Annotated in this window: 23 protein-coding genes; 14 read left to right on the top strand and 9 right to left on the bottom strand. The window is 67.3% G+C overall.

The features are described from left to right. Positions 1–119: 119 nt before the first annotated feature. The 6 genes from LZ009_RS20425 to LZ009_RS20400 all read right to left on the bottom strand — a co-directional run bounded on the left by LZ009_RS20425 (position 120) and on the right by LZ009_RS20400 (position 7,440). The gene (locus tag LZ009_RS20425) at positions 120–1,184 is read right to left on the bottom strand and encodes an IS110 family RNA-guided transposase (protein ID WP_275699820.1); all 1,065 of its coding nucleotides are present in this window, start codon (positions 1,182–1,184) and stop codon (positions 120–122) included. Between the two features lie 943 nt (positions 1,185–2,127). Beyond that, positions 2,128–3,096: a Vgb family protein gene (locus tag LZ009_RS20420; RefSeq protein ID WP_275699819.1), complete on the bottom strand. Its 969-nt coding sequence runs from the start codon at positions 3,094–3,096 to the stop codon at positions 2,128–2,130. Positions 3,097–3,192: 96 nt separating this feature from the next. Next, positions 3,193–4,242 carry a response regulator transcription factor gene (locus LZ009_RS20415; protein ID WP_275699818.1) on the bottom strand — a complete coding sequence of 350 codons (1,050 nt, stop codon included), beginning with the start codon at positions 4,240–4,242 and terminating at the stop codon, positions 3,193–3,195. Between the two features lie 72 nt (positions 4,243–4,314). Next, positions 4,315–5,421: a 5-methyltetrahydropteroyltriglutamate--homocysteine S-methyltransferase gene (locus LZ009_RS20410; RefSeq protein ID WP_275699817.1), complete on the bottom strand. Its 1,107-nt coding sequence runs from the start codon at positions 5,419–5,421 to the stop codon at positions 4,315–4,317. 16 nt (positions 5,422–5,437) lie between these two features. Next, the gene (locus LZ009_RS20405) at positions 5,438–6,388 is read right to left on the bottom strand and encodes a PDR/VanB family oxidoreductase (RefSeq protein ID WP_275699816.1); all 951 of its coding nucleotides are present in this window, start codon (positions 6,386–6,388) and stop codon (positions 5,438–5,440) included. A gap of 5 nt (positions 6,389–6,393) precedes the next feature. Beyond that, a complete protein-coding gene (locus LZ009_RS20400) occupies positions 6,394–7,440 on the bottom strand; it encodes an aromatic ring-hydroxylating dioxygenase subunit alpha (RefSeq protein ID WP_275699815.1) in 1,047 nt (348 codons plus the stop codon). A gap of 103 nt (positions 7,441–7,543) precedes the next feature. Here LZ009_RS20400 and LZ009_RS20395 point away from each other — a divergent pair, with 103 nt between their 5' ends. Then, positions 7,544–8,320, top strand: a complete 777-nt coding sequence (locus LZ009_RS20395; RefSeq protein WP_430300399.1) for a GntR family transcriptional regulator — start codon at positions 7,544–7,546, stop codon at positions 8,318–8,320. Here LZ009_RS20395 and LZ009_RS20390 read toward each other — a convergent pair. Next, positions 8,314–9,456, bottom strand: a complete 1,143-nt coding sequence (locus LZ009_RS20390) for an ABC transporter substrate-binding protein (protein WP_275699813.1) — start codon at positions 9,454–9,456, stop codon at positions 8,314–8,316. The genes LZ009_RS20395 and LZ009_RS20390 overlap by 7 nt on opposite strands. A gap of 222 nt (positions 9,457–9,678) precedes the next feature. Here LZ009_RS20390 and LZ009_RS20385 point away from each other — a divergent pair, with 222 nt between their 5' ends. The 6 genes from LZ009_RS20385 (at position 9,679) to LZ009_RS20360 (ending at position 15,219) form a co-directional block, all read left to right on the top strand. Then, entirely contained in the window at positions 9,679–10,851 is a 1,173-nt protein-coding gene (locus LZ009_RS20385; protein ID WP_275699812.1) for an ABC transporter substrate-binding protein, read from the top strand. A 108-nt stretch (positions 10,852–10,959) separates the two neighbouring features. Continuing rightward, positions 10,960–11,823: a branched-chain amino acid ABC transporter permease gene (locus LZ009_RS20380; protein ID WP_275699811.1), complete on the top strand. Its 864-nt coding sequence runs from the start codon at positions 10,960–10,962 to the stop codon at positions 11,821–11,823. Further along, entirely contained in the window at positions 11,820–12,785 is a 966-nt protein-coding gene (locus tag LZ009_RS20375) for a branched-chain amino acid ABC transporter permease (protein ID WP_275699810.1), read from the top strand. Before LZ009_RS20380 ends, LZ009_RS20375 begins: the two co-directional genes overlap by 4 nt. Further along, complete coding sequence (locus tag LZ009_RS20370; protein WP_275699809.1) at positions 12,782–13,543, top strand: ABC transporter ATP-binding protein; 762 nt, start codon at positions 12,782–12,784, stop codon at positions 13,541–13,543. Before LZ009_RS20375 ends, LZ009_RS20370 begins: the two co-directional genes overlap by 4 nt. Beyond that, positions 13,536–14,240 (top strand): ABC transporter ATP-binding protein, encoded by a 705-nt coding sequence (locus LZ009_RS20365; RefSeq protein ID WP_275699808.1) that lies wholly within the window; start codon positions 13,536–13,538, stop codon positions 14,238–14,240. The genes LZ009_RS20370 and LZ009_RS20365 overlap by 8 nt, the downstream gene beginning before the upstream one ends. 4 nt (positions 14,241–14,244) lie before the next feature. Continuing rightward, the gene (locus LZ009_RS20360) at positions 14,245–15,219 is read left to right on the top strand and encodes a Bug family tripartite tricarboxylate transporter substrate binding protein (RefSeq protein ID WP_275699807.1); all 975 of its coding nucleotides are present in this window, start codon (positions 14,245–14,247) and stop codon (positions 15,217–15,219) included. A gap of 29 nt (positions 15,220–15,248) precedes the next feature. Here the strand turns inward: LZ009_RS20360 and LZ009_RS20355 are convergent, their stop codons facing one another. Continuing rightward, positions 15,249–16,160 carry a LysR substrate-binding domain-containing protein gene (locus LZ009_RS20355; RefSeq protein ID WP_275699806.1) on the bottom strand — a complete coding sequence of 304 codons (912 nt, stop codon included), beginning with the start codon at positions 16,158–16,160 and terminating at the stop codon, positions 15,249–15,251. Positions 16,161–16,260: 100 nt separating this feature from the next. Here LZ009_RS20355 and LZ009_RS20350 point away from each other — a divergent pair, with 100 nt between their 5' ends. Genes LZ009_RS20350 through LZ009_RS20320 form a run of 7 tightly spaced genes read left to right on the top strand, consistent with a single transcriptional unit; the run spans position 16,261 to position 21,852 of the window. Further along, positions 16,261–16,950 carry a substrate-binding domain-containing protein gene (locus tag LZ009_RS20350; protein WP_275699805.1) on the top strand — a complete coding sequence of 230 codons (690 nt, stop codon included), beginning with the start codon at positions 16,261–16,263 and terminating at the stop codon, positions 16,948–16,950. Positions 16,951–16,987: 37 nt separating this feature from the next. Further along, complete coding sequence (locus LZ009_RS20345; RefSeq protein ID WP_275699804.1) at positions 16,988–18,022, top strand: amidohydrolase family protein; 1,035 nt, start codon at positions 16,988–16,990, stop codon at positions 18,020–18,022. A gap of 2 nt (positions 18,023–18,024) precedes the next feature. Continuing rightward, complete coding sequence (ligK, locus tag LZ009_RS20340; protein ID WP_275699803.1) at positions 18,025–18,708, top strand: 4-carboxy-4-hydroxy-2-oxoadipate aldolase/oxaloacetate decarboxylase; 684 nt, start codon at positions 18,025–18,027, stop codon at positions 18,706–18,708. Positions 18,709–18,718: 10 nt separating this feature from the next. After that, positions 18,719–19,651 carry an amidohydrolase family protein gene (locus LZ009_RS20335; protein ID WP_275699802.1) on the top strand — a complete coding sequence of 311 codons (933 nt, stop codon included), beginning with the start codon at positions 18,719–18,721 and terminating at the stop codon, positions 19,649–19,651. Between the two features lies 1 nt (position 19,652). After that, positions 19,653–20,039 carry a protocatechuate 4,5-dioxygenase subunit alpha gene (gene ligA / locus LZ009_RS20330; protein ID WP_275699801.1) on the top strand — a complete coding sequence of 129 codons (387 nt, stop codon included), beginning with the start codon at positions 19,653–19,655 and terminating at the stop codon, positions 20,037–20,039. Further along, complete coding sequence (locus LZ009_RS20325; RefSeq protein WP_275699800.1) at positions 20,039–20,902, top strand: class III extradiol dioxygenase subunit beta; 864 nt, start codon at positions 20,039–20,041, stop codon at positions 20,900–20,902. The genes ligA and LZ009_RS20325 overlap by 1 nt, the downstream gene beginning before the upstream one ends. Next, positions 20,899–21,852: a Gfo/Idh/MocA family oxidoreductase gene (locus LZ009_RS20320; protein ID WP_275699799.1), complete on the top strand. Its 954-nt coding sequence runs from the start codon at positions 20,899–20,901 to the stop codon at positions 21,850–21,852. The genes LZ009_RS20325 and LZ009_RS20320 overlap by 4 nt, the downstream gene beginning before the upstream one ends. Position 21,853: 1 nt before the next feature. On the opposite strand, the gene LZ009_RS20315 is transcribed toward LZ009_RS20320, so the two are convergent. Beyond that, on the bottom strand, positions 21,854–22,114 hold the full coding sequence (locus LZ009_RS20315; RefSeq protein WP_275699798.1) for a YkvA family protein: 261 nt from the start codon (positions 22,112–22,114) through the stop codon (positions 21,854–21,856). Positions 22,115–22,165: the final 51 nt, after the last annotated feature.

The following is a 22,165-nucleotide window of genomic DNA, read 5'->3' as shown; positions in this document are numbered from 1 at the left end:
CATTCGATCGACGCGGACGCTGTGCCGCTGCCTGTTAGCCGAGTTCACCCGCCGCCGGTCTGACCTGTTTGGTGCATCTTCGCTGCGCGTCTGAAGGGAAGAGCCAATCCTTCTATATGTCAAATGCCCTGAGCCGAAGCAGTTCGTGCGCCGGCATAGTGCGGGTCATACTGTCGGTCCCGCACCAAGACGGCCCAGATGATGCGGGCATTCTTGTTGGCAACGGCCACCAGCGTCTTTTGCCAGCCGACTCGCTGCTGTAGCTGCAGGATCCATCGCGACACGGCGTCGCTGCGGCGCGCAGCGGTGCCCACGACGGAGCGGGCGCCCTGGATCAGCAAGGTGCGCAAGTAGTCTTCGCCGCGTTTGGTGATCCCGCCCAGTGAAGCCTTGCCACCGCTGGAGTTCTGTCGCGGCACCAGCCCCAGCCAGGCGGCGAACTGGCCGGCGCTGCGGAACTGGTGGAAGTCAGCCACGCAGGCGACCAGCGCGCTCGCACTGGTGGGGCCGACGCCGCGGATTGGCAGCAAGCGCTGCGCCTGGACATCTTGTTTGGCATGGTCGCTGATCTGTGCGTCACACCACGCGATCTCCGCGTCCAGAGCGCGCCAATGCGTAAACGCGCGGTCCAATCCGAGGCGCGCACAGCCAGGAAGCTCGTTGGAGGCATCCTCCAGCGCGTCGCCCAGTTGCGCCCGCAGCGCGCTTGGACCGAGCGGAAACACCAGGCCGAACTCGCTGAGCAAGCCGCGTATGCGGTTGATGCACGCGGTGCGCTCCTCCTTGTAGGCTTCACGAAGCCGGTGCACGCACAGCACGCCTTGCTGCGCGCAGCTCTTGATGGCGACAAATCGCATCTTGGGCCGGGACGCCGCTTCGCAGATGGCGGCGGCATCGGTCGCGTCGTTCTTGCCGCCTTTGCCTTCCATGCGGTACGGCGTGACGAAGTGCGGCGCGATCAGCCGCGGCTGCAAGCCCAGTCGCTGAAGTCGACGGGCCCAATGGTGCGCACCCGAGCAGGCTTCCATCGCGACAACGCAGCCGCCAGGCAACTGAGCGCACCAAGCGGCGAATTTCTGCCGGCTCATGCTGCGTGCGACGACCACCGCCTCCGTCGCGTCGACGCCATGCACCTGGATGACTTGCTTTGCCAGGTCCACACCCACTCGTGTAATCTCGGTCATGGACTTCCCCTTTCAAGGTTCAGATTGACTACCGCAAAAATCAATCTTGGCACTTTGATGCCGTTACCGCGATTGCGGGAAGTCCCTTCGTATTCGTTCGACGCGGACACGCACCAGCAGCGCGCCGCAAGGCGCGCAGATAATCGTGCACCTTGCGGCGCGCTGCCGGTGCGTGCCGGTCAACTCAGTCGTTAGGCCGCACATCTATGACCGGTGCTCGTGTTAGCTACGTGATTCAGTCCGCCGTTGTACTTTGTTGTTACGCGGTTCTGGGCGCTATCGTGTCCGTGCGCGTTTGGTCTGCGACACAGCTGGGTCTCCCTGCTCAGTTCTCGGTATTCGCCTTCCTTTGGGGTGTATGGCTCTACTTCTCCTGGGTGTTTTGGAGGCACTACAAGGAGCTTCCCAATGACCTTGAATAGGCCTAGATGCTCAGTGCCGCCTAACATGTCGTTCGACACGGACACGCACCGGCAGCGCGCCGCAAGGCGCGCGGGTGATCGTGCACCTTGCGGCGCGCTGCCGGTGCGTGCCGGTCAACTCCGACGTTATGTCGCAGGCAAAGCCGTGCCGCTCGACCCGCGACGGGGCTTCTCATGAGTTTGGGATTTGCTGTAACTCTCGTTGTCCTGGGTGCGTGTGTAATTGCATTCATCCTCTGGGATCAGCCCCGTATCGACAGGGAGGTCGCGGAAGCTGCTCGAGATGACACCCAACGGCCATTTCCAGCGGTCCCTTACAAGCAGCCGGGATGGGCAGATGGCGGCTCTGGGGGCGATGGTGGAGCGGGAGGGTGTGGTGGTGGTGGTGGAGGTGGAGATGGGTGTTGAGCTTGCTGCGACATGGCAGGTCATTCGACCCAGACACGGAGCTTGCCCCGATTTTGTCGACACTCTTCGCTCATGCGCACTCGTGACCACAACCCCGCCGGCCCAGGCAGTCTTTACGTCCTGATGACCGTGATGTACTCCGTCCCGCTCTCCGGCACCCACACTTCCCCTTTGCGTCCGAGGATCTGCCGCACGTTCGCGCTCTCGCGCGGCAGCGGGTGCGGCTCGAACTTCTCGGTCTTGGGGTCGAAGGACACCATGGCGTTACTGCCCCAGTCGCTGGTCCACACGATGTCGCGCTCGTCGACGTAGACCGCATAAGTCTTCGGGTTCGCACCCGGCAGCTTCCAGGTCTTCCAGGTGTTGGCCGCCGGGTCGTGCATCGACAGGTTGCCGCTGTTCCACTCGCTCACCCAGATCCGCCCGCGGCTGTCGCTCCAGACGCGGCGCGCGCCCTGGTCGCGCGTGGGCGGCTCGACGATCTTCGATTCGCCCGTGCGGCGGTCCACGTGCGCGATGAAGGAACCGGCGAGCGAACACCACCAGATCTCTCCCGCCGGCGTCGCACAGATGCCGTACGGGCCACGGCCGCGGGGCGATTGCTTCACCGTCACCTGGCCGGTCTTCACGGCGACCTTGCCGAGGTAGCCGCCTTGGCCCGTGAACCAGAGATCGCCGTCGCCATCGAAGGCGCAGGTATTGAGGTTGGCGTAAGGCGTGCCTTCGGGCAGCTTGTAGAGCGTGACGGCGCGCTGCGGCCAGGTCACGCGGGCGATGGCGTTCTGGCCGCCGTCGGTGATCCAGGCGGCGTGGTCCGGGCCCTGGATCACGCCGTGCGGGGCGGAGCCGCTGCCCAGGGGGACCAGCTCGGTGCGGCCGGTGGAAGGTTCGAACCAGCCGAGATGGCCGCTGGCCTGGGCGGTGAAGAAGACGCCGCCGTCCGGCGCGGGCGCGAGGTCGTGGATGCCGGTGCGGCGCGACGTGGCGAGCTTCCAGGACTGCATGCCGGGCTTGGCCTGGGCGGATGCCGCGAACGGCGAAGCGGCGAACGCCGCGAGGAGGGCGCGACGGGAAGTCGGCATGGCGGATCTCCGTAGGGCACGAGCTACCGTCTTGTGCCGCGGCGCCGCGCGGCTGTCAAGGACGCCCTGGGTTCCCGCCTGCGCGGGAATGACGGGTCAGACCTTGCCGGGCAGCAGTTCCACGGCTTCCTCGCCGCGCGCGGTCATCGCCTTGCGGCCGGCGGCGGCCTGGGTGGCGAGCATCTTCGCGACGGCGGGCGTGGCGCTCAGGCGCCAGCCTTCGGCAGCCGCCGTGCTGTGCACGCTGGCAACCGCGGCAATCGAGTCGCCCGGCACCAGGGAATGGCCCTGGTCGCCATGCAGGCCGTCGTCCACGGCCACCAGCGTTACCGGGCCGCGGTGCAGGGCCAGCGTTGCCACCCGCTCCTTCGGCACCGACTTCAGCAGGGCCGAGGCCGCGCGCAGCACGCGTGTCTCCACCGGCGTGGTCAGCGTGGCCTCGTCGGCCGCGAACACCGCCATCAGGTTGGTGCCGTAAGGCATGACGTGGTTGGCGCCGAACAGGTAGAGCGTGTCGCGGGCCGACTGGTGCACCTGCTTGACCAGGTCGGCCAGGCTGGGCGCGCTGCCCTGCGTGGGCTGCGGGCCGAGCATGTCGACCAGCATCACGAAGGCGTCCTTGTACGAGACGTCGCCGGCGGCGTTGGCGCGGCTCCAGCGGGCGTTGATTTCCTTGACCAGCCGGTTCTCGTACTGGACGCCGAGGTCTTCCTTCTGCTGCTCCAGCGCGTCCTCGACGACGCCGGAGACCGAGCTCATGAAGGCCTCCTTCTGCACCTGCCGGCGCGCCAGCACGGCGTTGATCGCCTCGCAGAGTTCGTCCGGCCGATAGGGCTTGGTGAGGTAGTCGTCGGCGCCCGCGGTCATGCCCTGGCGCATGTGCTTGCGGTCGGACATGGCGGTCAGCAGGATGACCGGCACGTTGGCCAGCTCGGTGTCGTTGCGAAGGGCGGCCACCACCTCGTAGCCGGTCATGCCCGGCATCATCACGTCGCAGACGATGACGTCGGGCTTGTCGGCCTTGGCCGCGGCCACGCCGTGCGGGCCGTCGTGGGCCTCGTTGACTTGGTGGCCCGCTTTCTTGAGCGCGAAACTGGCGACGAAGCGCTGGGCGTCGTCGTCCTCGATGATCAAAACACTCGGCATGGAGCCATTATCACGAATCGCCCCGCCGAAGGGGCCGGGCGATTTCGCGCCGGCGACCGCCCGGCGTGTAAATCAACCCCACACTTCCTGGGCCGTCTCCACCACCAGCCGCAGCTTGCTGCGCTGGTCTTCCACGGCGATGTTGTTGCCGTGCACGGTGCTGGAGAAGCCGCACTGGGGCGACAGGGCCAGCTGCTCCAGGGGCGCGTACTTGGCGGCTTCGTCGATGCGGCGCTTGAGCTCGTCCTTGTCCTCCAGCTGGCCGAACTTGGTGGTCACCAGGCCCAGGACGACGGTCTTCCCCTTGGGCAGGTAGCGCAGGGGCTTGAAGTCGCCCGAGCGGGTGTCGTCGTACTCCATGAAGTACGCGTCGATGTCCATTTCCTTCAGCAGCGCCTCGGCCACCGGCTCGTAGTTGCCGGCCGCCGCGTGCGTGCTCTTGAAGTTGCCGCGGCACAGGTGCATGGCCAGCAGCATGCCTTGCGGCTTCTGGGCGACCACCTTGTTGATGAATTTGGCGTAGCGGTGCGGCAGCTCGTTGGGGTCGTCGCCGCGCTGGCGGGCCGCCTCGCGCATCTTCTCGTCGCACAGGTAGGCGAGGTTGGTGTCGTCCATCTGCACGTAGCGGCAGCCGGCTTCGTACAGCGAACGCAGTTCGTCGCCGTAGGCCTGGGCCACGTCGTCGTAGAACGCCGGTTCCAGCTCGGGATAGGCTTCCTTGCTGATGCCGGCGCGGCCGCCGCGGAAGTGCAGCATGGTGGGCGAGGGAATGGTCACCTTGGGCGTGTGGCCGGCGGAGACCTGCGACTTGAGGTATTCGAAGTCGGCCTTCTGGATGTCCTTGGCGTGGCGCACCTTGTCGATCACGCGGATCACCGGCGGGGCCAGTTCCTCGGTGCCGTCCGGCTTGCGGATCGTGACCGGGATGTCGGTCTTGACGCCGCCGAGCTGCTCGAGGAAGTCGATGTGGAAGTAGGTGCGGCGGAACTCGCCGTCGGTGATGCTCTTGAGCCCGATCGACTCCTGGAACTTCACGATCTCGGCGATGGCCTTGTCTTCCACCGCGCGCAGCTGCGCCGGGGTGATTTCGCCGCGGGCCTTCTGGGCGCGGGCTTCCAGCAGGTACTGCGGGCGCAGGAAGCTGCCGACGTGGTCGTAGCGGGCGGGCAATTGCATCATCTCAGGGTCTCTCCGTTCAAATATCCAGCACCAGCAGCTTCGACCTGGCGCGCGAGCAGCAGGGCGTGAACTGGTCGTTCTTCGCCTTCTCGTCGTCGGTGAAGTACAGGTCGCGGTGGTCGCATTCCCCTTCCAGCACCCGCGTGATGCAGGTGCCGCAGACGCCCTGTTCGCAGGACATCAGGATCTCGACCCCGTGTTGCTGCAACGCGTGCGCCACGGACTGGTCTGCGGGAATTCTATAGACGGCGCCGCTGCTGGCGATCTTGACGTCGAAAGCCTGGTCGCCGGCGGTGTCCTGCGGCGCGGCGCCGAAGTATTCCAGGTGCACCTGCTCCGAGGGCCAGCCCTGTTGCGCGGCGGTCTTGGTGACCCAGTCGATGAAGCCGGTGGGACCGCAGACGTACAGGTGCGTACCCGCCTGCGGCTGGGCGATCTCCCGGGCCAGGTCGAGCTTCTGCGCGGCGTCGCCGTCGTCGTAGTGGAACTTGACGTTGGCCGCGAAGGGCGAGGCGGCGATCTCGTCGCGGAAGGCGGTGCGGTCGGCCGAGCGCGTGCAGTAGTGCAGCGTGAAGTCGGCGCCGATGGCGGCCAGGCGCTGGGCCATGCACAGCAGCGGCGTCACGCCGATGCCACCGGCCAGCAGGATCGTCTTCTGCGCATGCACCAGCGGGAAGTGGTTGCGCGGCTCGCTGATCTGCAGCGTGTCGCCTTCCTTCAGCGCGTCGTGCATGGCGACCGAACCGCCGCGCGAGGCGGGGTCGCGCAGCACGGCAATGCGGTAGCGGTGCTGTTCGGTGGCGTCGTTGCACAGCGAGTACTGGCGCGTGAGGCCGCCGGGGACCTGCACGTCGATGTGCGAGCCGGCGCTGAAGGCGGGCAGGGCGGCGCCGTCGGCGCGGGCCAGTTCGTAGCTGCAGATGCCGGTGGCTTCCTGCGTCTTGCGCAGGACCTGGACGGTGATCATGGTGGTCAGGCCGCGACGGGTTGCGGCTGTTGTTCGGCGGCGATGAGGCGGTCGATGATACGGCGCGATTGCACGCCGCCGGCATCGATGTTCAGCAGCAGCAGCTTGCGGCTGGGATGCAGCAGCAGGTTGCGCTGCTGGGCTTCGAGCACGGCTGTGTCCTCGGCGAAGACCTTGGCCTGACCGTCGCGGATCTGCGCGGTGAGGTTCTTGTCCTTCGGGTTGAAGTTGCGCGCCATGCCCCAGAAGTACCACATGGTGGTCTCGGTCTCGGGCGTGAGGAAGTCCACCACGATGCTCGACACCTTGTCCTTGGCGTCGGCGTGGTAGCCGCCCTTGCCCGCGTGGGCCACGCCGACTTCGATCATCACGTGGCTGGGCGGGCTGAAGTGGCAGACCTGCCAGCGGTCCACCGGCACGTCGTCGGCGAGATTGTTGCCGCGCAGGTTGGCTTTCCAGAAGGGCGGCGGCATCACGTTGTCCATGAAGCGGCTGGTGATGACGTGGTCGCCCTCGGTCTTGGTGCTGACCGGGGTTTCGTCGATCTCCTTCTGGCCGATGGAGGTGGTGTGCACGTAGGTCTCGTGCGTCAGGTCCATCAGGTTGTCGACCATCAGGCGGTAGTCGCACTTGATGTAGTAGAGGCCGCCGCCGTAGGCCCAGTCGGGGTTGTCGGCCCACTCCAGGTGGTGCAATTTGTCGGGCGAAGCCTGCGCGGCATCGCCGGGCCAGACCCAGATGAAGCCGTACTTCTCGATCACCGGGTAGGCCTTGATCTTGGGAAAGCCGCCCACGCGCTGGCCGGGCATGGAGACCGTCTTGCCTTCGCAACCCATCACCAGGCCGTGGTAGCCGCAGACCAGGTTGTTGTCGCAGACGTAGCCGAGCGAGAGCTGCGCGCCGCGGTGCGGGCAGAAGTCCTCGACCGCCGCCACCTTGCCGTCGCTGCCGCGGTAGAAGGCGATCTTCTCGTTGCAGATCGTGCGGCCCAGCGGCTTGTCGTCGATTTCGTCGGGGGTGCAGGCAACGTACCAGGCGTTCTTGGCAAACATGGCGGGGTCTCGAGGTGTGGCGGGATGCGCGGATTATGCGGGAAACGGCGATTGCTGTATACAATGATCGCGAACTTTGGGGCCGTGAATGGCCGACTCACCAATGAAGCAAGCCAGCAAGGCCGGCGCGGAAGGAGTCCCGTTGTATACAGACGAGGCCGGCAGCTCCCAGGCCGTCAAGGCGCAACTGCGGCTGCGCGAGATGATCCTGGCGGGGGAACTGCCGGCCGGCGCGCGCATCGCGGAACTGGCGATCGTCGAGCGGCTGGGCGTGTCGCGCACGCCGATCCGCGCGGCGCTGATGCGGCTGGAGCAGGAAGGTCTGCTCGATGCGCTGCCCAATGGCGGCTACGCGGTGCGGACCTTTTCCGAGCGCGACGTCTCCGATGCGATCGAGCTGCGCGGCACGGTCGAGGGCCTGGCCGCGCGCCTGGCGGCGGAGCGCGGCGTCGCGCCCGAGGTGCTGGCGCAGGCGCGCGAGTGCCTGGATGGCGTGGACGTGCTGCTGCAGCAGCCTGCCCTGGATGACGAAGGCTTCCTGCGCTACGTGACGCTCAACCAGCAGTTCCACAACCTGCTGAGCGACATGGCCGCCAGCAGCGTGCTGGCGCGGGAGCTGGAGCGGGTGGTCAGCCTGCCTTTCGCGTCGCCCTCCGGCTTCGTCGTCGTGCAGGCCAACTCGCCGAAGTCGCGCGACATGCTGGTGGTCGCGCAGGACCAGCACCGGCAGGTGCTTGATGCGATCGAGCGGCGCGAAGGCTCGCGCGCCGAAGCCATCATGCGCGAGCATTCACGCATCGCGCAGCGCAACCTGCGCGAGGCGGTGCGCAGCCCGGACCAGCACCAGATGCCCGGGGTCAGGCTGATCAAGAGTCAATAACGGAGCTTGCCGTCGGCATTGATGACGCCGATGTCCACCCACTTGCTGCCCACGTTGCCCTTGCTGAAGTCGACGCGGTAGCCGCCGAAGTCCATCTCGCCCGCCGCATGCAAGGCCTTCTCGAGATTGGCCGGCGTCAGCGCCGGATCCTTCGCCCGCCGGAGCGCTTCCGCGACCGTGCGGGCGGTGAGGTAGCCCTCCAACTGGAAAGACGTATAGGTCGTGATGTTCGGATGCGCCGCCTTCATCGCCGCCTGGAAGTCGCGCTGCACCGGCAGCGTGATGCCGTTCGGGTTGGGATAGGTCTGGGCGATGCCCACGCCGCGCGCGCCTTCGGCGCCGGCCAGCTTCACGATCAGCCCCGGCGGCACGTACGACAGCACGAACAGCGACTGCCGCATCTCCGCCTTGCGCAGCGCGGCCACGCCGTCCGCCATGAAGCGCGGCGCGCCGACGATCAGCACCGACTGCGGTTCGAGCTGCTTCATCGCCTGCGCCGCCGCCGCGAGCGCCGCCGCTTCGGTCCCCGACTTCACGCCCTTCAGCTCCAGGCCGCCGACGTCCTTGGCCGCCTGTTCGGCCACCGCCCAGCCCGAAGTGCCGATCGCCAGGTCCTGGTACAGCACGGCCATCTTCGTGGTGCCCAGCGTCCGGGCGTGGTTCACGATCTTCTCGATCTGCTGCTTGTCGCCGGCGCGCAGGTGGAACAGCCGCGGGTGGCCGGGGCTGCGCAGGCTCTCGGCGCCGGGAATGGCGTTGACGATCACCATGTCGCCCTTGTCCAGGAGCTTGTCGTTCAGCATGCGCGTGAGCGCGGCCGAGCCGATGGGCGCGAGCAGGGCGACCGGCCTGCGCTCCAGCGCCTTGCCGTACTGTTCGACGAACCCGTCGGCCGAATAGCGGTCGTCCAGGTCGAAGAAGCTGACCTTGCTGCCGCGGATGCCGCCCGCCTTGTTGGCCTGCTTGACGAAGGCCTGGATGCCCTGGTTCAGCTCCGGCGCGTCCGGCACCGGAATCACGGTGAACGGACCGACCTGGCCGAGCACCACTTCCTGGGCTGCGGCCACCGCGGCGGCGAGACTGAAGGAAAGGCAGGCGGCGCGGACGGCGCACCGCAGGATATGGCGACCTTGCATGAGACCCTCCTGGTTTCAAAATCATGCTAGGTGTGTCTTTATGTAACTACAAGGCCGCTTGATACTTTATTCCGTGAAATAACTGCGGAATCGTTATCGCAAAGGTGCATAACTGCTAGACCCCGGGGTGGGCTTTTCGCTGCCAGCCGGCGGGCGGAGAATGCGCGCCGACGCACCCTGGGCGCGCCTCTGGCTGCCCACCCCACAAACTGGAGACCCGACATGCAGAAGAGAACAATGATCCAGGCCGCGATCGCGCTGGCCCTGGCCGGCACCGGCGGCGCCGCCCTGGCGCAGGCCAACGTCTTCAAGATCGGCCTGATCCTGCCGATGACGGGCCAGCAGGCCACCACCGGCCGCCAGATCGAGGCCGCCGCCAAGTTGTGGATGGCGCAGAACGGCGACACCGTCGCCGGCAAGAAGGTGCAGCTGATCGTCAAGGACGACACCAGCCTGCCCGACGTCACGCGCCGCCTGGCGCAGGAACTGGTGGTGAACGAGAAGGTCGACGTGCTGGCCGGCATGGGCATCACGCCCTCGGCCCTGGCCGTGGCCCCCATCGCGACGCAGTCGAAGACGCCGCTGGTCGTGATGGCCGCCGCCACTTCCAGCATCACCGAAGCCTCGCCCTTCATCGTGCGTTCCAGCTTCACGCTGCCGCAGGCCTCGGTGGCCCTGGCCGACTGGGCGCCGAAGAACGGCATCAAGTCCGTGGTGACGCTGGTCAGCGACTACGGCCCCGGCATCGACGCCGAGAAGTACTTCAAGGACCGCTTCCTGTTCAACGGCGGCAAGGTGCCGGAGACGCTGCGCGTGCCGCTGCGCAACCCGGACTTCGCGCCCTTCCTGCAGAAGGTGCGTGACCTCAAGCCGGACGCGCTGTTCGTGTTCGTGCCCTCGGGCGCGGGCGCCGCGGTGATGAAGCAGTTCGGCGAGCGCGGCATGGACAAGGCCGGCATCAAGCTGATCGGCACCGGCGACGTCACGGACGACGACCAGCTCAACGACATGGGCGACGTCGCCCTGGGTGTCGTCACCTCGCACCACTACTCCACGGCGCACCCGTCGGCGGCGAACAAGAAGTTCGTGGCCGAATTCCAGAAGGCCAACAAGAACCTGCGCCCCAACTTCATGGCGGTGGGTGGCTACGACGGCATGCGCGTGATCTACGAAGCGCTGAAGAAGACCGGCGGCAAGGGCGGCGGCGAGGCGCTGCTGGGCGCCATGAAGGGCCAGATCTTCGAAAGCCCGCGCGGCCCGGTGTTCATCGACGCGCAGACCCGCGACATCGTGCAGAACATCTACCTGCGCAAGGTCGAGAAGAAGGACGGCCAGCTCTGGAACGTCGAATTCGACGTGATCAAGGACGTCAAGGATCCGGGCAAGTCGAAGTAAGCGGCGGCGCGAAGCGCCGCAGGGGCTGGAGGCTAGAGGCTGGAGGCTAGGGAAACAACCCGGCCCCGGTCCCTAGCCCCCAGCCTCCAGCCTCTAGCCCCTCCCCAAATGCTCACCATCCTCTTCGACGGCATCGCCTACGGCATGCTGCTGTTCGTGCTCGCGGTCGGACTGGCAGTGACCATGGGCCTGATGAACTTCATCAACCTGGCCCACGGCGCCTTCGCCATGGTCGGCGGCTACATCACGGTGCTGCTGATGCAGCGCCTGGACGTGCCTTTCCTGGTCTGCCTGCCGGTCGCGTTTGCCGGCTCCGCGCTGCTCGGGGCGGTGCTCGAACGCACGCTGTACCGGCCGCTCTACAGCAAGCCGCACCTGGACCAGGTGCTGTTCTCGATCGGGCTGGTGTTCATGGCGGTGGCGGCGGTCGACTACTACGTCGGCTCCACCCAGCAGATCATCCAGTTGCCGGCGTGGCTCAAGGGCCGCACCGAGATCGGCTCGCTGGGGATGGGCCACTACCGGCTGTTCATCATCGCCGTCTGCGCAGCGCTCACGGTGGGCCTGCAGTACATCCTGGCGAAGACGCGCTTCGGCAGCCGCCTGCGCGCTTCGGTCGACGACCAGCGGGTCGCGGCGGGCATGGGCATCAACGTCAACATCGTGTTCCTCTCCACCTTCGCCTTCGGCTCCGGCCTGGCCGGCCTGGGCGGTGCGCTGGGCGCCGAAGTGCTCGGCCTCGATCCGAGCTTCCCGCTCAAGTTCATGATCTATTTCCTGATCGTCGTGGCGGTGGGCGGCACGTCGTCCATCACCGGCCCGTTGCTGGCGGCCCTGCTGCTCGGCATCGCCGACGTGGCCGGCAAGTACTACATCCCCAAGATGGGCGCCTTCATCGTCTACAGCCTGATGATCGTGATCCTGCTGTGGAAGCCGAACGGCCTGTTCGTGCGGCAAGGCGGCAAGGCATGAACGCTTTGCAAAGCCTGCGCGGCGACAGCCGCATGAAGTGGTGGGAGCCGGTGCTGTGGCTCGCGATCTTCGCGGCGCCGCTGGTGTTTCCCTCGCACGCGCTGATCGTCAACGAGATCGCCATCTTCGCGCTGTTCGCCGTCTCGCTCGACCTGGTGCTGGGTTTCGGCGGCATCGTGTCGCTGGGCCATGCCGCCTTCTTCGGCCTGGGCGCCTACACCGCGGCGCTCTTCTGCAAGCACGTGATGCCCGATCCGCACGTGGGCCTGCTGGTGGCCATGGCCGCCGCGGCGCTGCTGGGACTGGTGGCCAGCCTGACCGTGCTGCGCGGCTCCGACCTCACGCGCCTGATGGTGACCCTGGGCGTGGCGCTGATCCTGCTGGAGCTGGCCAACAAGCTGGACTGGCTGACCGGCGGCACCGACGGCATCCAGGGCCTGGTGTTCTCGCCGCTGCTCGGCAAGTTCGAGTTCGACCTGGCCGGCAAGGTCGCCTCGATGTATTCGCTGGTCGTGCTGCTGGTGCTGTTCCTCGTCGCGCGGCGCATCGTCAACTCGCCCTTCGGCGCCACGCTGAAGGCGATCCGCGACAACCGCCTGCGCGCCATGGCCATCGGCATCCCGGTGCACGCGCGCCTGATAGCGATCTACACCGTGGCGGCGGCGCTGGCCGGTGCGGCCGGCGCGCTGTTCACGCAGACCTCCGGCTTCGCCTCGCTCGACGTGTTCGAGTTCCACCGCTCCGCCGACGTCATGCTGATGCTGGTGATCGGCGGCGTGGGCTGGCTCTATGGCGGCATCACCGGTGCCATCGTGTTCAAGCTGCTGCAGGACTTCATCTCGCAGATCACGCCGCAGTACTGGACCTTCTGGATCGGCCTGTTCCTGGTGGTGCTGGTGCTGGTGGGCCGTGATCGCATCTTCAAGCCCTGGACCTGGATCAAGCGGGGGGCGGCGCGATGAGCGAACACGTCCTTTCCGCGCAAGGCCTGGTCAAGCGCTTCGGCGGCATCACCGCCACCCAGAACGTCACGCTGAACCTGCGGCGCGGCGCCCGCCACGCCCTGATCGGCCCCAACGGCGCCGGCAAGACGACGCTGATCAACCTGCTGACCGGCGTCCTCGAGCCCACCGAAGGCACCATCATCCTGGAGGGCGAGGACATCAGCCGCCTCGCGCCGTACAAGCGCGTGCGGCGCGGCATGGTCCGCACCTTCCAGATCAACCAGCTGTTCGCCTCGATGACGCCGCTGCAGACGCTGGCGCTGGTGGTCGCGCAGCAGCGCGGCCTCGGCGCGCGCTGGTGGCCGTCCCTCGGCAGCCACGCCGCGGTGGCCGAACGCGCCGAGCAGCTGCTGGCGCAGTTCCACCTGACCGAGGTGATGAACCAGAAGACCGAAGTGCTGGCCTACGGCAAGCGCCGCCTGCTGGAGATCGCGATCGCGCTGGCCTGCGAGCCGCGCGTGCTGCTGCTCGACGAGCCGGTCGCGGGTGTTCCCGCCGGCGAGCGCGAGGAACTGCTGCAGACCGTGGCCGCGCTGCCGGCCGACGTCTCGGTGCTGCTGATCGAACACGACATGGATCTCGTCTTCAGCTTTGCCGACCGCATGACCGTGCTGGTGAACGGCGCGGTGCTCACCGAAGGCACGCCGGAGGAAATCGCCGCCGATCCCGAGGTGAAGGCCGTCTACCTCGGTCACGGGGAGGAAGCGCATGGCTGAACTCCTGAAGGTCGAGAACCTGAGCGCCGGCTACGGCGAGGCGGTGGTGCTGAACGGCATCTCCTTCGCCCTGGACGAAGGCGCCACGCTGGCCCTGCTGGGACGCAACGGCACCGGCAAGACCACGCTGATCAACACGCTGGCCGGCGCGACGCGCCAGCATGGCGGCAGCATCACGCTGGGCGGCGTGGCGCTGCACAAGCTGCCTTCGCACCAGCGCGCCGCGGCCGGCATCGGCTGGGTGCCGCAGGAGCGCAACATCTTCAAGTCGCTCACCGTGCACGAGAACCTCACGGCGGTGGCGCGGCCCGGGCGCTGGACGCCGGAGCGCGTCTACGAGATGTTCCCGCGCCTGGCCGAACGCAAGTCCAACCTGGGCACGCAGCTCTCGGGCGGCGAGCAGCAGATGCTGGCCATGGGCCGCGCGCTGGTGGTCAACCCCAAGCTGCTGCTGCTGGACGAGCCGCTGGAAGGCCTGGCGCCGATCATCGTCAGCGAGCTCTTGAAGGCGATCTCGCGCATCACGCGCGAGGAGGGCTTGTCGGCCATCATCGTGGAGCAGCATCCGCAGGCGATCCTGGCGATCTCCGACACGGCCATCGTGCTGGACCACGGAACGGTGGTGCATGCGGACAGCGCCAAGGCCCTGCGCGCCGCCCCCGAGCTGCTGGACCGGCTGCTCGGTGTGGCACGATGAAGGCATGAAGCTCTCGCGCCGGCAGACCTTGGCCGCCTTGCTCGCGGCCTGCACCTCCACCGCCTTCGGCCAGGCCAGGTGGCCGGGCAAGCCGATCCGAATCGTGGTGCCCTTCGGCGCCGGCGGCGTCGCCGACCTGACGGCGCGCGCGGTGGGCCAAAAGCTGAGCGAACAGATCGGGCAGGGCGTGATCATCGACAACCGCCCGGGCGCGGGCGGTGTCACCGCGGGTGACGTCGTCGCCCATGCCGAACCGGACGGCACCACGCTGCTGCTGATGTCCAACGGCACCGCGGTCAGCGCGGGCCTGTTCAACAAGCTGCCCTTCGATGCGCAGAAGGACTTCGCGCCGATCTCGCTGCTGGGCACTTTCGACATCGCGGTCTTCGTCCCGGAGAACTCGCGCTACAAGACGCTGGGTGACCTGCTGGCCGACGCCAAGGCACGGCCCGGCAAGCTGAACATCGCGACCATCGCGGTGGGCAGCACGCAGAACCTGGCCGCGGAACTCTTCAAGACGACGGCCGGCATCGATGCGCAGGTGGTGCCTTTCAACGGGACGCCGGCGGTGATCACGGCGCTGCGCGGCGGCACGGTCGATGCGGCGGTGGAAATCCTCGCGCCGATGAAGTCGCAAGTGACGTCCAAGGCGGTACGCGCGCTGGCGACCTTCGGCCAGAAGCGGCCGGCCGGCATGCCTGACGTGCCGACGGCTTCGGAGACCGGCGGCGCGCTGCAGCAGCTGCACATCGCTTCCTGGAACGCCCTGGCGGCGCCGGCGAAGACGCCGCGCGACGTCGTCGTCCGCCTGAACCGGGAGCTGCAGGCGGCGCTGGCGAGTGCGGACCTGAAGAAGAAGCTGGCGGAGCTGGACGTGGATGCGGCCTCCAGCACGCCGGAGCAGCTCGCCGGCCTGCTCGCGAGCGACATCAAGCGCTGGAGCGGCGTGATCGAGCGGGCGAAGATTCCGAAGCAGTAGAAAGGGAGAGCCGGGGTTGCCACCCCGGCCTACACGTGCGCCACCACCCCGGGCGCGGTCTTCCGGATCAGGTCCAGCGCCGCCTTCTGCACCGGCGTCGCCGGCCGCTGCAGGCTGGTGGCGAGCGACAGCCGGATGCGCAGCGGCGGAGTGCCGATCTGCTGCGCGGTATAGGCCGAAGGCCGCGGCGTGTGCAGCAAGGCATTGCGCGACAGGATGGCGCAGCCGGCGCCATCGAGCACCAGGTCCAGGATCGCCGACACGCCGTCGATCTCCAGCGCCACGTTGGGCCGGCAGCCGATGTCGGCCATCTCGGCTTCGACGTGCATGCGGATCGCATTCGGGCGGCTCGGGATCACCAGCGGCAGCCTGGCGACCTCGGCCAGGTCCACCGGCCCCGGCGGCGGGTCCTCGTGCAGGCCAGGCGGGCGGGCGCGCACCAGCAGGAGGTCCTCGTCGAAGAGCGGGCTCACGTCGAGCTCGCGCGAAGGCTGGGCGTTGTACAGCACGACGATGTCCAGCCGGCCGGCGGCCAGGCCCTGCTGGAGGCCCGCCGACAAGCCTTCGCTGATCGAGAGCTTGGCCTCGGGCAGCGCCTCGCGGAACGCGCGGGTGAGCGGAACGGTCAGCACCCGAGCCACGCTGCTGGGCAAGCCGACGGCCACCCGTCCCGCCAGGCCGCCCCGCAGGCGCCCCAGGTCTTCACGCGCGCGCTCCACCTGGTACAGGATGCCGCGCCCGTGATCGAGCAGCAGCTTGCCCGCCTCGGTCGGCACCGCCCCGCGGCCGTTGCGCACCAGCAGGGTCTGGCGCAGCTCCACCTCGAGCAGGCGGACCTGGCGGCTCAGCGCGGGCTGGGCCACGTCGAGCTCGCTGGCGGCGCGCGTGAAACTGCCCAGTTCGGCGACGCGCACGAAATACTCGAGCTGCTTGAGGTCCATGGAATCCGGTATAGCTTTGCAGTAATTATGCCGAAGCGGTATAGCTGGTAGTCGGCTGCCGCGCTTCTGTTTCCCCCGGGGCGCGACCACAATCCCCGCCATGACTGCGGTGATCCAGGGTATTTCGTCGATGGCCACCCGCCAGGTGCTGGGCGAGCTGGCTGCCGGCTACGAGAAGCAGTCCGGCGCGCCGGTCGCCATCGAATCGGTGGGCGGCGTCGATGCGGCCAAGCGCGTGCAGGGCGGCGAGTACTTCGACTTCGTGGTGCTGGCGGCCGATGCCATCGACAAGCTGGCGGCCGCCGGCCGCGTGGTCCCGGGCAGCCGCGTGGACCTGGTGCACTCCGGCGTGGCCGTCGCCGTACGCGCGGGCGAACCGGCCCCCGATATTTCCACCGAAGACGCATTGAAGCGCGCCGTGCTGGCGGCGAAGAGCGTCGGCTATTCCACCGGGCCGAGCGGTGTCGCGCTGGTCAAGCAGTTCGAGCGCTGGGGCATCGCGGAGCAGCTGCAGGGCCGGCTGCTGCAGGCACCGCCGGGCGTGCCGGTCGGCAGCCTGGTGGCACGCGGCGAAGTCGCCCTCGGCTTCCAGCAACTGAGCGAGCTGATGCACCTGCAAGGCATCACCGTCGTCGGGCCGCTGCCGGCCGCCGTGCAGATCACCACCACCTTCTCCGCCGGCCTGTGCGCCGCCTCGGCGCAGCCCGAGGCCGTGCGGTCCCTGTTCGCGTACCTGGCGTCGTCCGCCACTGCGGCCGCCAAGCGCAGCCACGGGATGGACCCCGCCTGAATCCAGCCCCCTGGGCATCCCACGAGGAAGAGACGAGATGAGCCTGATCATCGATTGCCACGGCCACTACACCACCGCGCCCAAGCAGCTGGAGGAGTGGCGCAACCGGCAGATCGCCGGCATCAAGGACCCGGCGCAGATGCCCAAGGTGTCCGAGCTGAAGATCAGCGACGACGACATCCGCGAGACCATCCGCAGCAACCAGCTGCGCCTGATGAAGGAGCGCGGCAACGACCTCACGCTGTTCTCGCCGCGCGCGAGCTTCATGGCCCACCACATCGGCGACTTCCAGGTCTCCAGCACCTGGGCGGCGATCTGCAACGAGCTGTGCTTCCGCGTGAGCCAGCTGTTTCCGGAGCACTTCGTGCCGGTGGCGATGCTGCCGCAGTCGCCGGGCGTGGCGCCCGAGACCTGCATCCCGGAACTGGTGAAGTGCGTCGAGCAGTACGGCAACGTCGGCATCAACCTCAATCCCGATCCGTCCGGCGGCCACTGGAACAGCCCGCCGCTGACCGACCGCCAGTGGTACCCCATCTACGAGAAGATGGTGGAGTACGACATCCCGGCGATGATCCACGTGTCGACCAGCTGCAACCCGGCCTTCCACACGACGGGCGCGCACTACCTGAACGCCGACACCACGGCCTTCATGCAGCTGGTCCAGGGCGACCTGTTCAAGGACTTCCCGACGCTGCGCTTCCTGATCCCCCACGGCGGCGGCGCGGTGCCGTACCACTGGGGCCGCTTCCGCGGGCTGGCGCAGGAGATGAAGCGCCCGCTGCTCAAGGACCATCTGCTGAACAACGTGTTCTTCGACACCTGCGTCTACCACCAGCCGGGCATCGACCTGCTCAACACGGTGATCCCGGTCAAGAACGTGCTGTTCGCCTCCGAGATGATCGGCGCCGTGCGCGGCATCGACCCGGAAACCGGCAACTACTACGACGACACCAAGAAATACATCGACGCTTCGACCATCCTGAGTGCGGCCGACAAGCACCAGATCTTCGAAGCCAACACACGCCGCGTGTTCCCGCGGCTGGACAAGAAGCTGAAGCAACAAGGACGTTGACCATGTACGAACTGGGCGTTGTCTATCGCAACATCAAGCGCGCCGACCGCGCGACCGCCGACGCGCTGGCCAAGCTGGGCGCCTCCACGGTGCACGAAGCCATGGGCCGCGTCGGCCTGTTGAAACCCTACATGCGGCCGATCTATCCCGGTGCGCAGGTCTCCGGCACCGCCGTCACCGTGCTGCTGCAGCCGGGCGACAACTGGATGCTGCACGTGGTGGCCGAGCAGATCCAGCCGGGCGACATCGTGATTGCCGCCTGCACCACCGACAACACCGACGGCTTCTTCGGCGACCTGCTGGCCACGTCCTTCCAGGCGCGTGGCGCCCGGGCGCTGGTGATCGACGCCGGCGTGCGCGACGTGAAGACGCTGACCGAGATGAACTTCCCGGTCTGGAGCCGCGCCATCAGCTCCAAGGGCACCGTCAAGGCCACGCTGGGGTCGGTGAACATCCCGGTGGTCTGCGCCGGCGCGCTGGTGCACCCCGGCGATGTGATCGTGGCCGACGATGACGGCGTGGTCTGCGTGCCAGCCGCCCTGGCGAAGAAGACCCTGGATGCCGCCACCGCGCGCGAAGCCAACGAAGGCGAGAAGCGCGCCAAGCTGGCCAGCGGGGTGCTGGGCCTGGACATGTACAAGATGCGCGAGCCGCTCGAAAAAGCCGGCCTGCGCTACATCGACTGAAGCGCAAGCCATGAGCAAACCCACCACCGGTGGATTCGAGAAAACGCCCGGCTGGCTCGACTGGTATGCCGGTCCGAGCAAGCCGCAGTTCAAGCTGCCGCCCAACGCCGTCGACGCGCACTGCCACGTCTTCGGCCCCGGCGCCGAATTTCCCTACGCGCCCGAGCGCAAGTACACGCCTTGCGACGCCAGCAAGCAGCAGCTGTTCGCGCTGCGCGACCACCTGGGCTTCGCCAGGAACGTGATCGTGCAGGCCACCTGCCATGGCGCGGACAACCGCGCGCTGGTCGATGCGCTGAAGTCCTCCAACGGCAAGGCCAAGGGCGTGGCGACCGTCAAGCGCAGCGTGACCGACCAGGAACTGCAGGACATGCATGCCGCCGGCGTGCGTGGCGTGCGCTTCAACTTCGTCAAGCGGCTGGTGGACTTCACGCCCAAGGACGAACTGATGGAGATCGCCGGCCGCGTCGCCAAGCTGGGCTGGCACGTGGTGATCTACTTCGAGGCGGTCGACCTGCCGGAGCTGTGGGACTTCTTCACCGGCCTGCCGACCACCGTGGTCGTCGACCACATGGGCCGGCCCGACGTCACCAAGCCGGTCGACGGGCCCGAATTCGAACTGTTCCTGAAGTTCATGCGCGAGCATCCCAACGTCTGGAGCAAGGTGAGCTGCCCCGAGCGCCTGTCGGTGGCCGGCCCGCCCGCCTTGAATGGCGAGCGCAATGCCTACCGCGACGTGGTTCCGTTCGCCCGCAAGGTCGTCGAGAGCTTCCCCGACCGCGTGCTGTGGGGCACCGACTGGCCGCATCCCAACCTGAAGGGCCACATGCCGGACGACGGCCTGCTGGTCGACTTCATTCCGCACATCGCGCCGACCCGCGAGCTGCAGCAGAAGCTGCTGGTGGACAACCCCAACCGGCTGTACTGGCCGGAGGAGAAGTGACATGGCCCTCGAGAAACCGTACGCCAACATTCCCGGCACGACGATCTTCGACGCCGACCAGAGCCGCAAGGGTTACTGGCTCAACCAGTTCTGCATGTCGCTGATGAAGGCCGAGAACCGCGAGAAGTTCAAGGCCGACGAGCGCGGCTACCTGGACCAGTGGCCGATGACGGAAGACCAGAAGCAGGCCGTGCTGGCGCGCGACCTGAACCGCTGCATCGCGCTGGGCGGCAACATCTACTTCCTGGCCAAGATCGGCGCCACCGACGGCAAGAGCTTCCAGCAGATGGCCGGTTCCATGACCGGCATGAGCGAGGAGGCCTACCGCGACATGATGATCGGCGGCGGCCGCCCCGCCACCTGGATCGGCAAGGAAGAGAAAAAGTAATGGCCCGCATCACCGCATCCGTCTACACCTCGCACGTGCCCGCCATCGGCGCGGCCATGGACCTGGGCAAGGACAAGGAGCCGTACTGGCAGAAGGTCTTCGCCGGCTACGACTTCTCGCGCCAGTGGATCAAGGAGAACAAGCCCGACGTGGTGTTCCTGGTCTTCAACGACCACGCCACCGCCTTCAGCCTGGAGATGATCCCGACCTTCGCGATCGGCACCGCCGCCGAATACGCGGTGGCCGACGAGGGCTGGGGCCCGCGGCCCGTGCCCAGGGTGGAAGGCGCGCCCGAGCTCGCATCGCACATCGCGCACTCGGTGATCCAGCAGGACTTCGACCTCACCATCGTCAACAAGATGGACGTCGACCACGGCCTGACCGTGCCGCTGTCGCTGATGTGCGGCCAGCCGAAGGAATGGCCGTTCAAGGTGATCCCGTTCGCCGTCAACGTCGTGCAGTACCCGGTGCCCAGCGGCATGCGCTGCTTCAAGCTGGGGCAGGCGATCCGCAAGGCGGTCGAGAGCTTCGACGAAGACCTGAACGTGCAGATCTGGGGCACGGGCGGCATGAGCCACCAGCTGCAGGGGCCGCGCGCCGGCCTGATCAACCGCGAGTGGGACAACAAGTTCCTCGATCGCCTGATCGAAGACCCGGAAGCGCTGGCGAAGGTCAGCCACATCGAATACGTGAACGAAGCGGGCAGCGAAGGCATCGAGCTCGTGATGTGGCTGATCGCGCGCGGCGCGATGGCCGACGTCGGCGGCGCGGGCGGCAGGAAGCCGCTCGTGAAGCACCGCTTCTACCACGTGCCCGCATCGAACACGGCCGTCGGCCACCTGATCCTGGAGAACCAGCAATGAGCAAGACCGTCCGCATCGCCCTGGCGGGGCCCGGCGCCTTCGGCATCAAGCACCTCGATGGCCTGAAGAACATCGAAGGCGTGGAAGTCACGTCCATCATCGGCCGCGAGCTGCCCAAGGCCGAGGAAGTCGCGAAGAAGTACGGCGCGAAGCACGTCACGACCAACCTCGACGAAGCGCTGGCGCGCCCCGACGTCGATGCCGTCATCCTGTGCACGCCGACGCAGATGCACGCGGAGCAATCCATCGCCGCCATGAAGGCCGGCAAGCACGTGCAGGTGGAGATCCCGCTGTGCGACAAGCTCGAAGAGGGCAAGGCCGTCGTCGCGATGCAGCAGAAGACGGGCCTGGTCGCGATGGTGGGCCATACGCGCCGCTTCAACCCGAGCCACCAGTACGTGCACAAGAAGATCCAGGCCGGCGAGTTCAACATCCAGCAGATGGACGTGCAGACCTACTTCTTCCGTCGCACGAACATGAACGCACTCGGCCAGGCGCGCAGCTGGACCGACCACCTGCTGTGGCACCACGCCGCGCACACGGTGGACCTGTTCGCCTACCAGTGCGGCAGCCCCATCGTGAAGGCCAACGTCGTGCAAGGCCCGATCCATCCGCAGCTGGGAATCGCGATGGACATGAGCATCCAGCTGAAGGCCGCCAACGGCGCCATCTGCACGCTTTCGCTCTCGTTCAACAACGACGGCCCGCTCGGCACCTTCTTCCGCTACATCGGCGACACCGCGACCTACATCGCGCGCTACGACGACCTGTTCAACGGCAAGGAGGAGAAGATCGACGTGTCCAAGGTCGACGTCTCCATGAACGGCATCGAGCTGCAGGACCGCGAGTTCATCGCCGCGATCCGCGAAGGGCGCGAGCCGAATTCGAGCGTGGCGAAGGTCCTGCCTTGCTACGACGTGCTGGACCAGCTGGAGCGGCAGCTGGGTTAACTCAATCCCGCTGCGCCGTCACTTCCGCCGGCAGCCGCTTCAACATCCACCGCAGCGCGAAGGTCACCACGGCGAGGTCGTCGGCCCAGCCCAGGAAGGGGATTCCGTCCGGGATCAGGTCGATCGGCGACACCAGGTACAGCACGGTGAGCGCCGTGCCCCATTTGAGCCAGCCCGGCGCGGCCGGATGGCGCAGCGCAGCCCAGAGCCGGCGGGCGTCGCCGCGAAACAGCGTCCAGAACAGGGCAATGCGTTTCCACATGGGGCTTTCCTTTCTTGCGTGCCGGCGCATCATCTGGTCGCCCCCGGCGAG

The organism is Ramlibacter paludis, from assembly GCF_022012305.1.
Classification (GTDB): Bacteria; Pseudomonadota; Gammaproteobacteria; order Burkholderiales; family Burkholderiaceae_C; genus Ramlibacter; species Ramlibacter paludis.
Note: the sequence above shows the minus strand (reverse complement) of the source record. Positions and strands in the feature narration are given on the sequence as shown.

Coding starts and splice junctions, on each gene's coding strand:
- LZ009_RS20395 (WP_430300399.1), top strand. CDS start 7,544: ATGAAGCAAGCCAGCAAGGCCGGCGCGGAAGGAGTCCCGTTGTATACA.
- LZ009_RS20410 (WP_275699817.1), bottom strand. CDS start 5,421: ATGATGCAATTGCCCGCCCGCTACGACCACGTCGGCAGCTTCCTGCGC.
- LZ009_RS20385 (WP_275699812.1), top strand. CDS start 9,679: ATGCAGAAGAGAACAATGATCCAGGCCGCGATCGCGCTGGCCCTGGCC.
- LZ009_RS20320 (WP_275699799.1), top strand. CDS start 20,899: ATGAGCAAGACCGTCCGCATCGCCCTGGCGGGGCCCGGCGCCTTCGGC.
- LZ009_RS20380 (WP_275699811.1), top strand. CDS start 10,960: ATGCTCACCATCCTCTTCGACGGCATCGCCTACGGCATGCTGCTGTTC.
- LZ009_RS20425 (WP_275699820.1), bottom strand. CDS start 1,184: ATGACCGAGATTACACGAGTGGGTGTGGACCTGGCAAAGCAAGTCATC.
- LZ009_RS20345 (WP_275699804.1), top strand. CDS start 16,988: ATGAGCCTGATCATCGATTGCCACGGCCACTACACCACCGCGCCCAAG.
- LZ009_RS20420 (WP_275699819.1), bottom strand. CDS start 3,096: ATGCCGACTTCCCGTCGCGCCCTCCTCGCGGCGTTCGCCGCTTCGCCG.
- LZ009_RS20375 (WP_275699810.1), top strand. CDS start 11,820: ATGAACGCTTTGCAAAGCCTGCGCGGCGACAGCCGCATGAAGTGGTGG.
- ligA (WP_275699801.1), top strand. CDS start 19,653: ATGGCCCTCGAGAAACCGTACGCCAACATTCCCGGCACGACGATCTTC.
- ligK (WP_275699803.1), top strand. CDS start 18,025: ATGTACGAACTGGGCGTTGTCTATCGCAACATCAAGCGCGCCGACCGC.
- LZ009_RS20350 (WP_275699805.1), top strand. CDS start 16,261: ATGACTGCGGTGATCCAGGGTATTTCGTCGATGGCCACCCGCCAGGTG.
- LZ009_RS20335 (WP_275699802.1), top strand. CDS start 18,719: ATGAGCAAACCCACCACCGGTGGATTCGAGAAAACGCCCGGCTGGCTC.
- LZ009_RS20325 (WP_275699800.1), top strand. CDS start 20,039: ATGGCCCGCATCACCGCATCCGTCTACACCTCGCACGTGCCCGCCATC.
- LZ009_RS20400 (WP_275699815.1), bottom strand. CDS start 7,440: ATGTTTGCCAAGAACGCCTGGTACGTTGCCTGCACCCCCGACGAAATC.
- LZ009_RS20390 (WP_275699813.1), bottom strand. CDS start 9,456: ATGCAAGGTCGCCATATCCTGCGGTGCGCCGTCCGCGCCGCCTGCCTT.
- LZ009_RS20415 (WP_275699818.1), bottom strand. CDS start 4,242: ATGCCGAGTGTTTTGATCATCGAGGACGACGACGCCCAGCGCTTCGTC.
- LZ009_RS20355 (WP_275699806.1), bottom strand. CDS start 16,160: ATGGACCTCAAGCAGCTCGAGTATTTCGTGCGCGTCGCCGAACTGGGC.
- LZ009_RS20315 (WP_275699798.1), bottom strand. CDS start 22,114: ATGTGGAAACGCATTGCCCTGTTCTGGACGCTGTTTCGCGGCGACGCC.
- LZ009_RS20405 (WP_275699816.1), bottom strand. CDS start 6,388: ATGATCACCGTCCAGGTCCTGCGCAAGACGCAGGAAGCCACCGGCATC.
- LZ009_RS20365 (WP_275699808.1), top strand. CDS start 13,536: ATGGCTGAACTCCTGAAGGTCGAGAACCTGAGCGCCGGCTACGGCGAG.
- LZ009_RS20370 (WP_275699809.1), top strand. CDS start 12,782: ATGAGCGAACACGTCCTTTCCGCGCAAGGCCTGGTCAAGCGCTTCGGC.
- LZ009_RS20360 (WP_275699807.1), top strand. CDS start 14,245: ATGAAGCTCTCGCGCCGGCAGACCTTGGCCGCCTTGCTCGCGGCCTGC.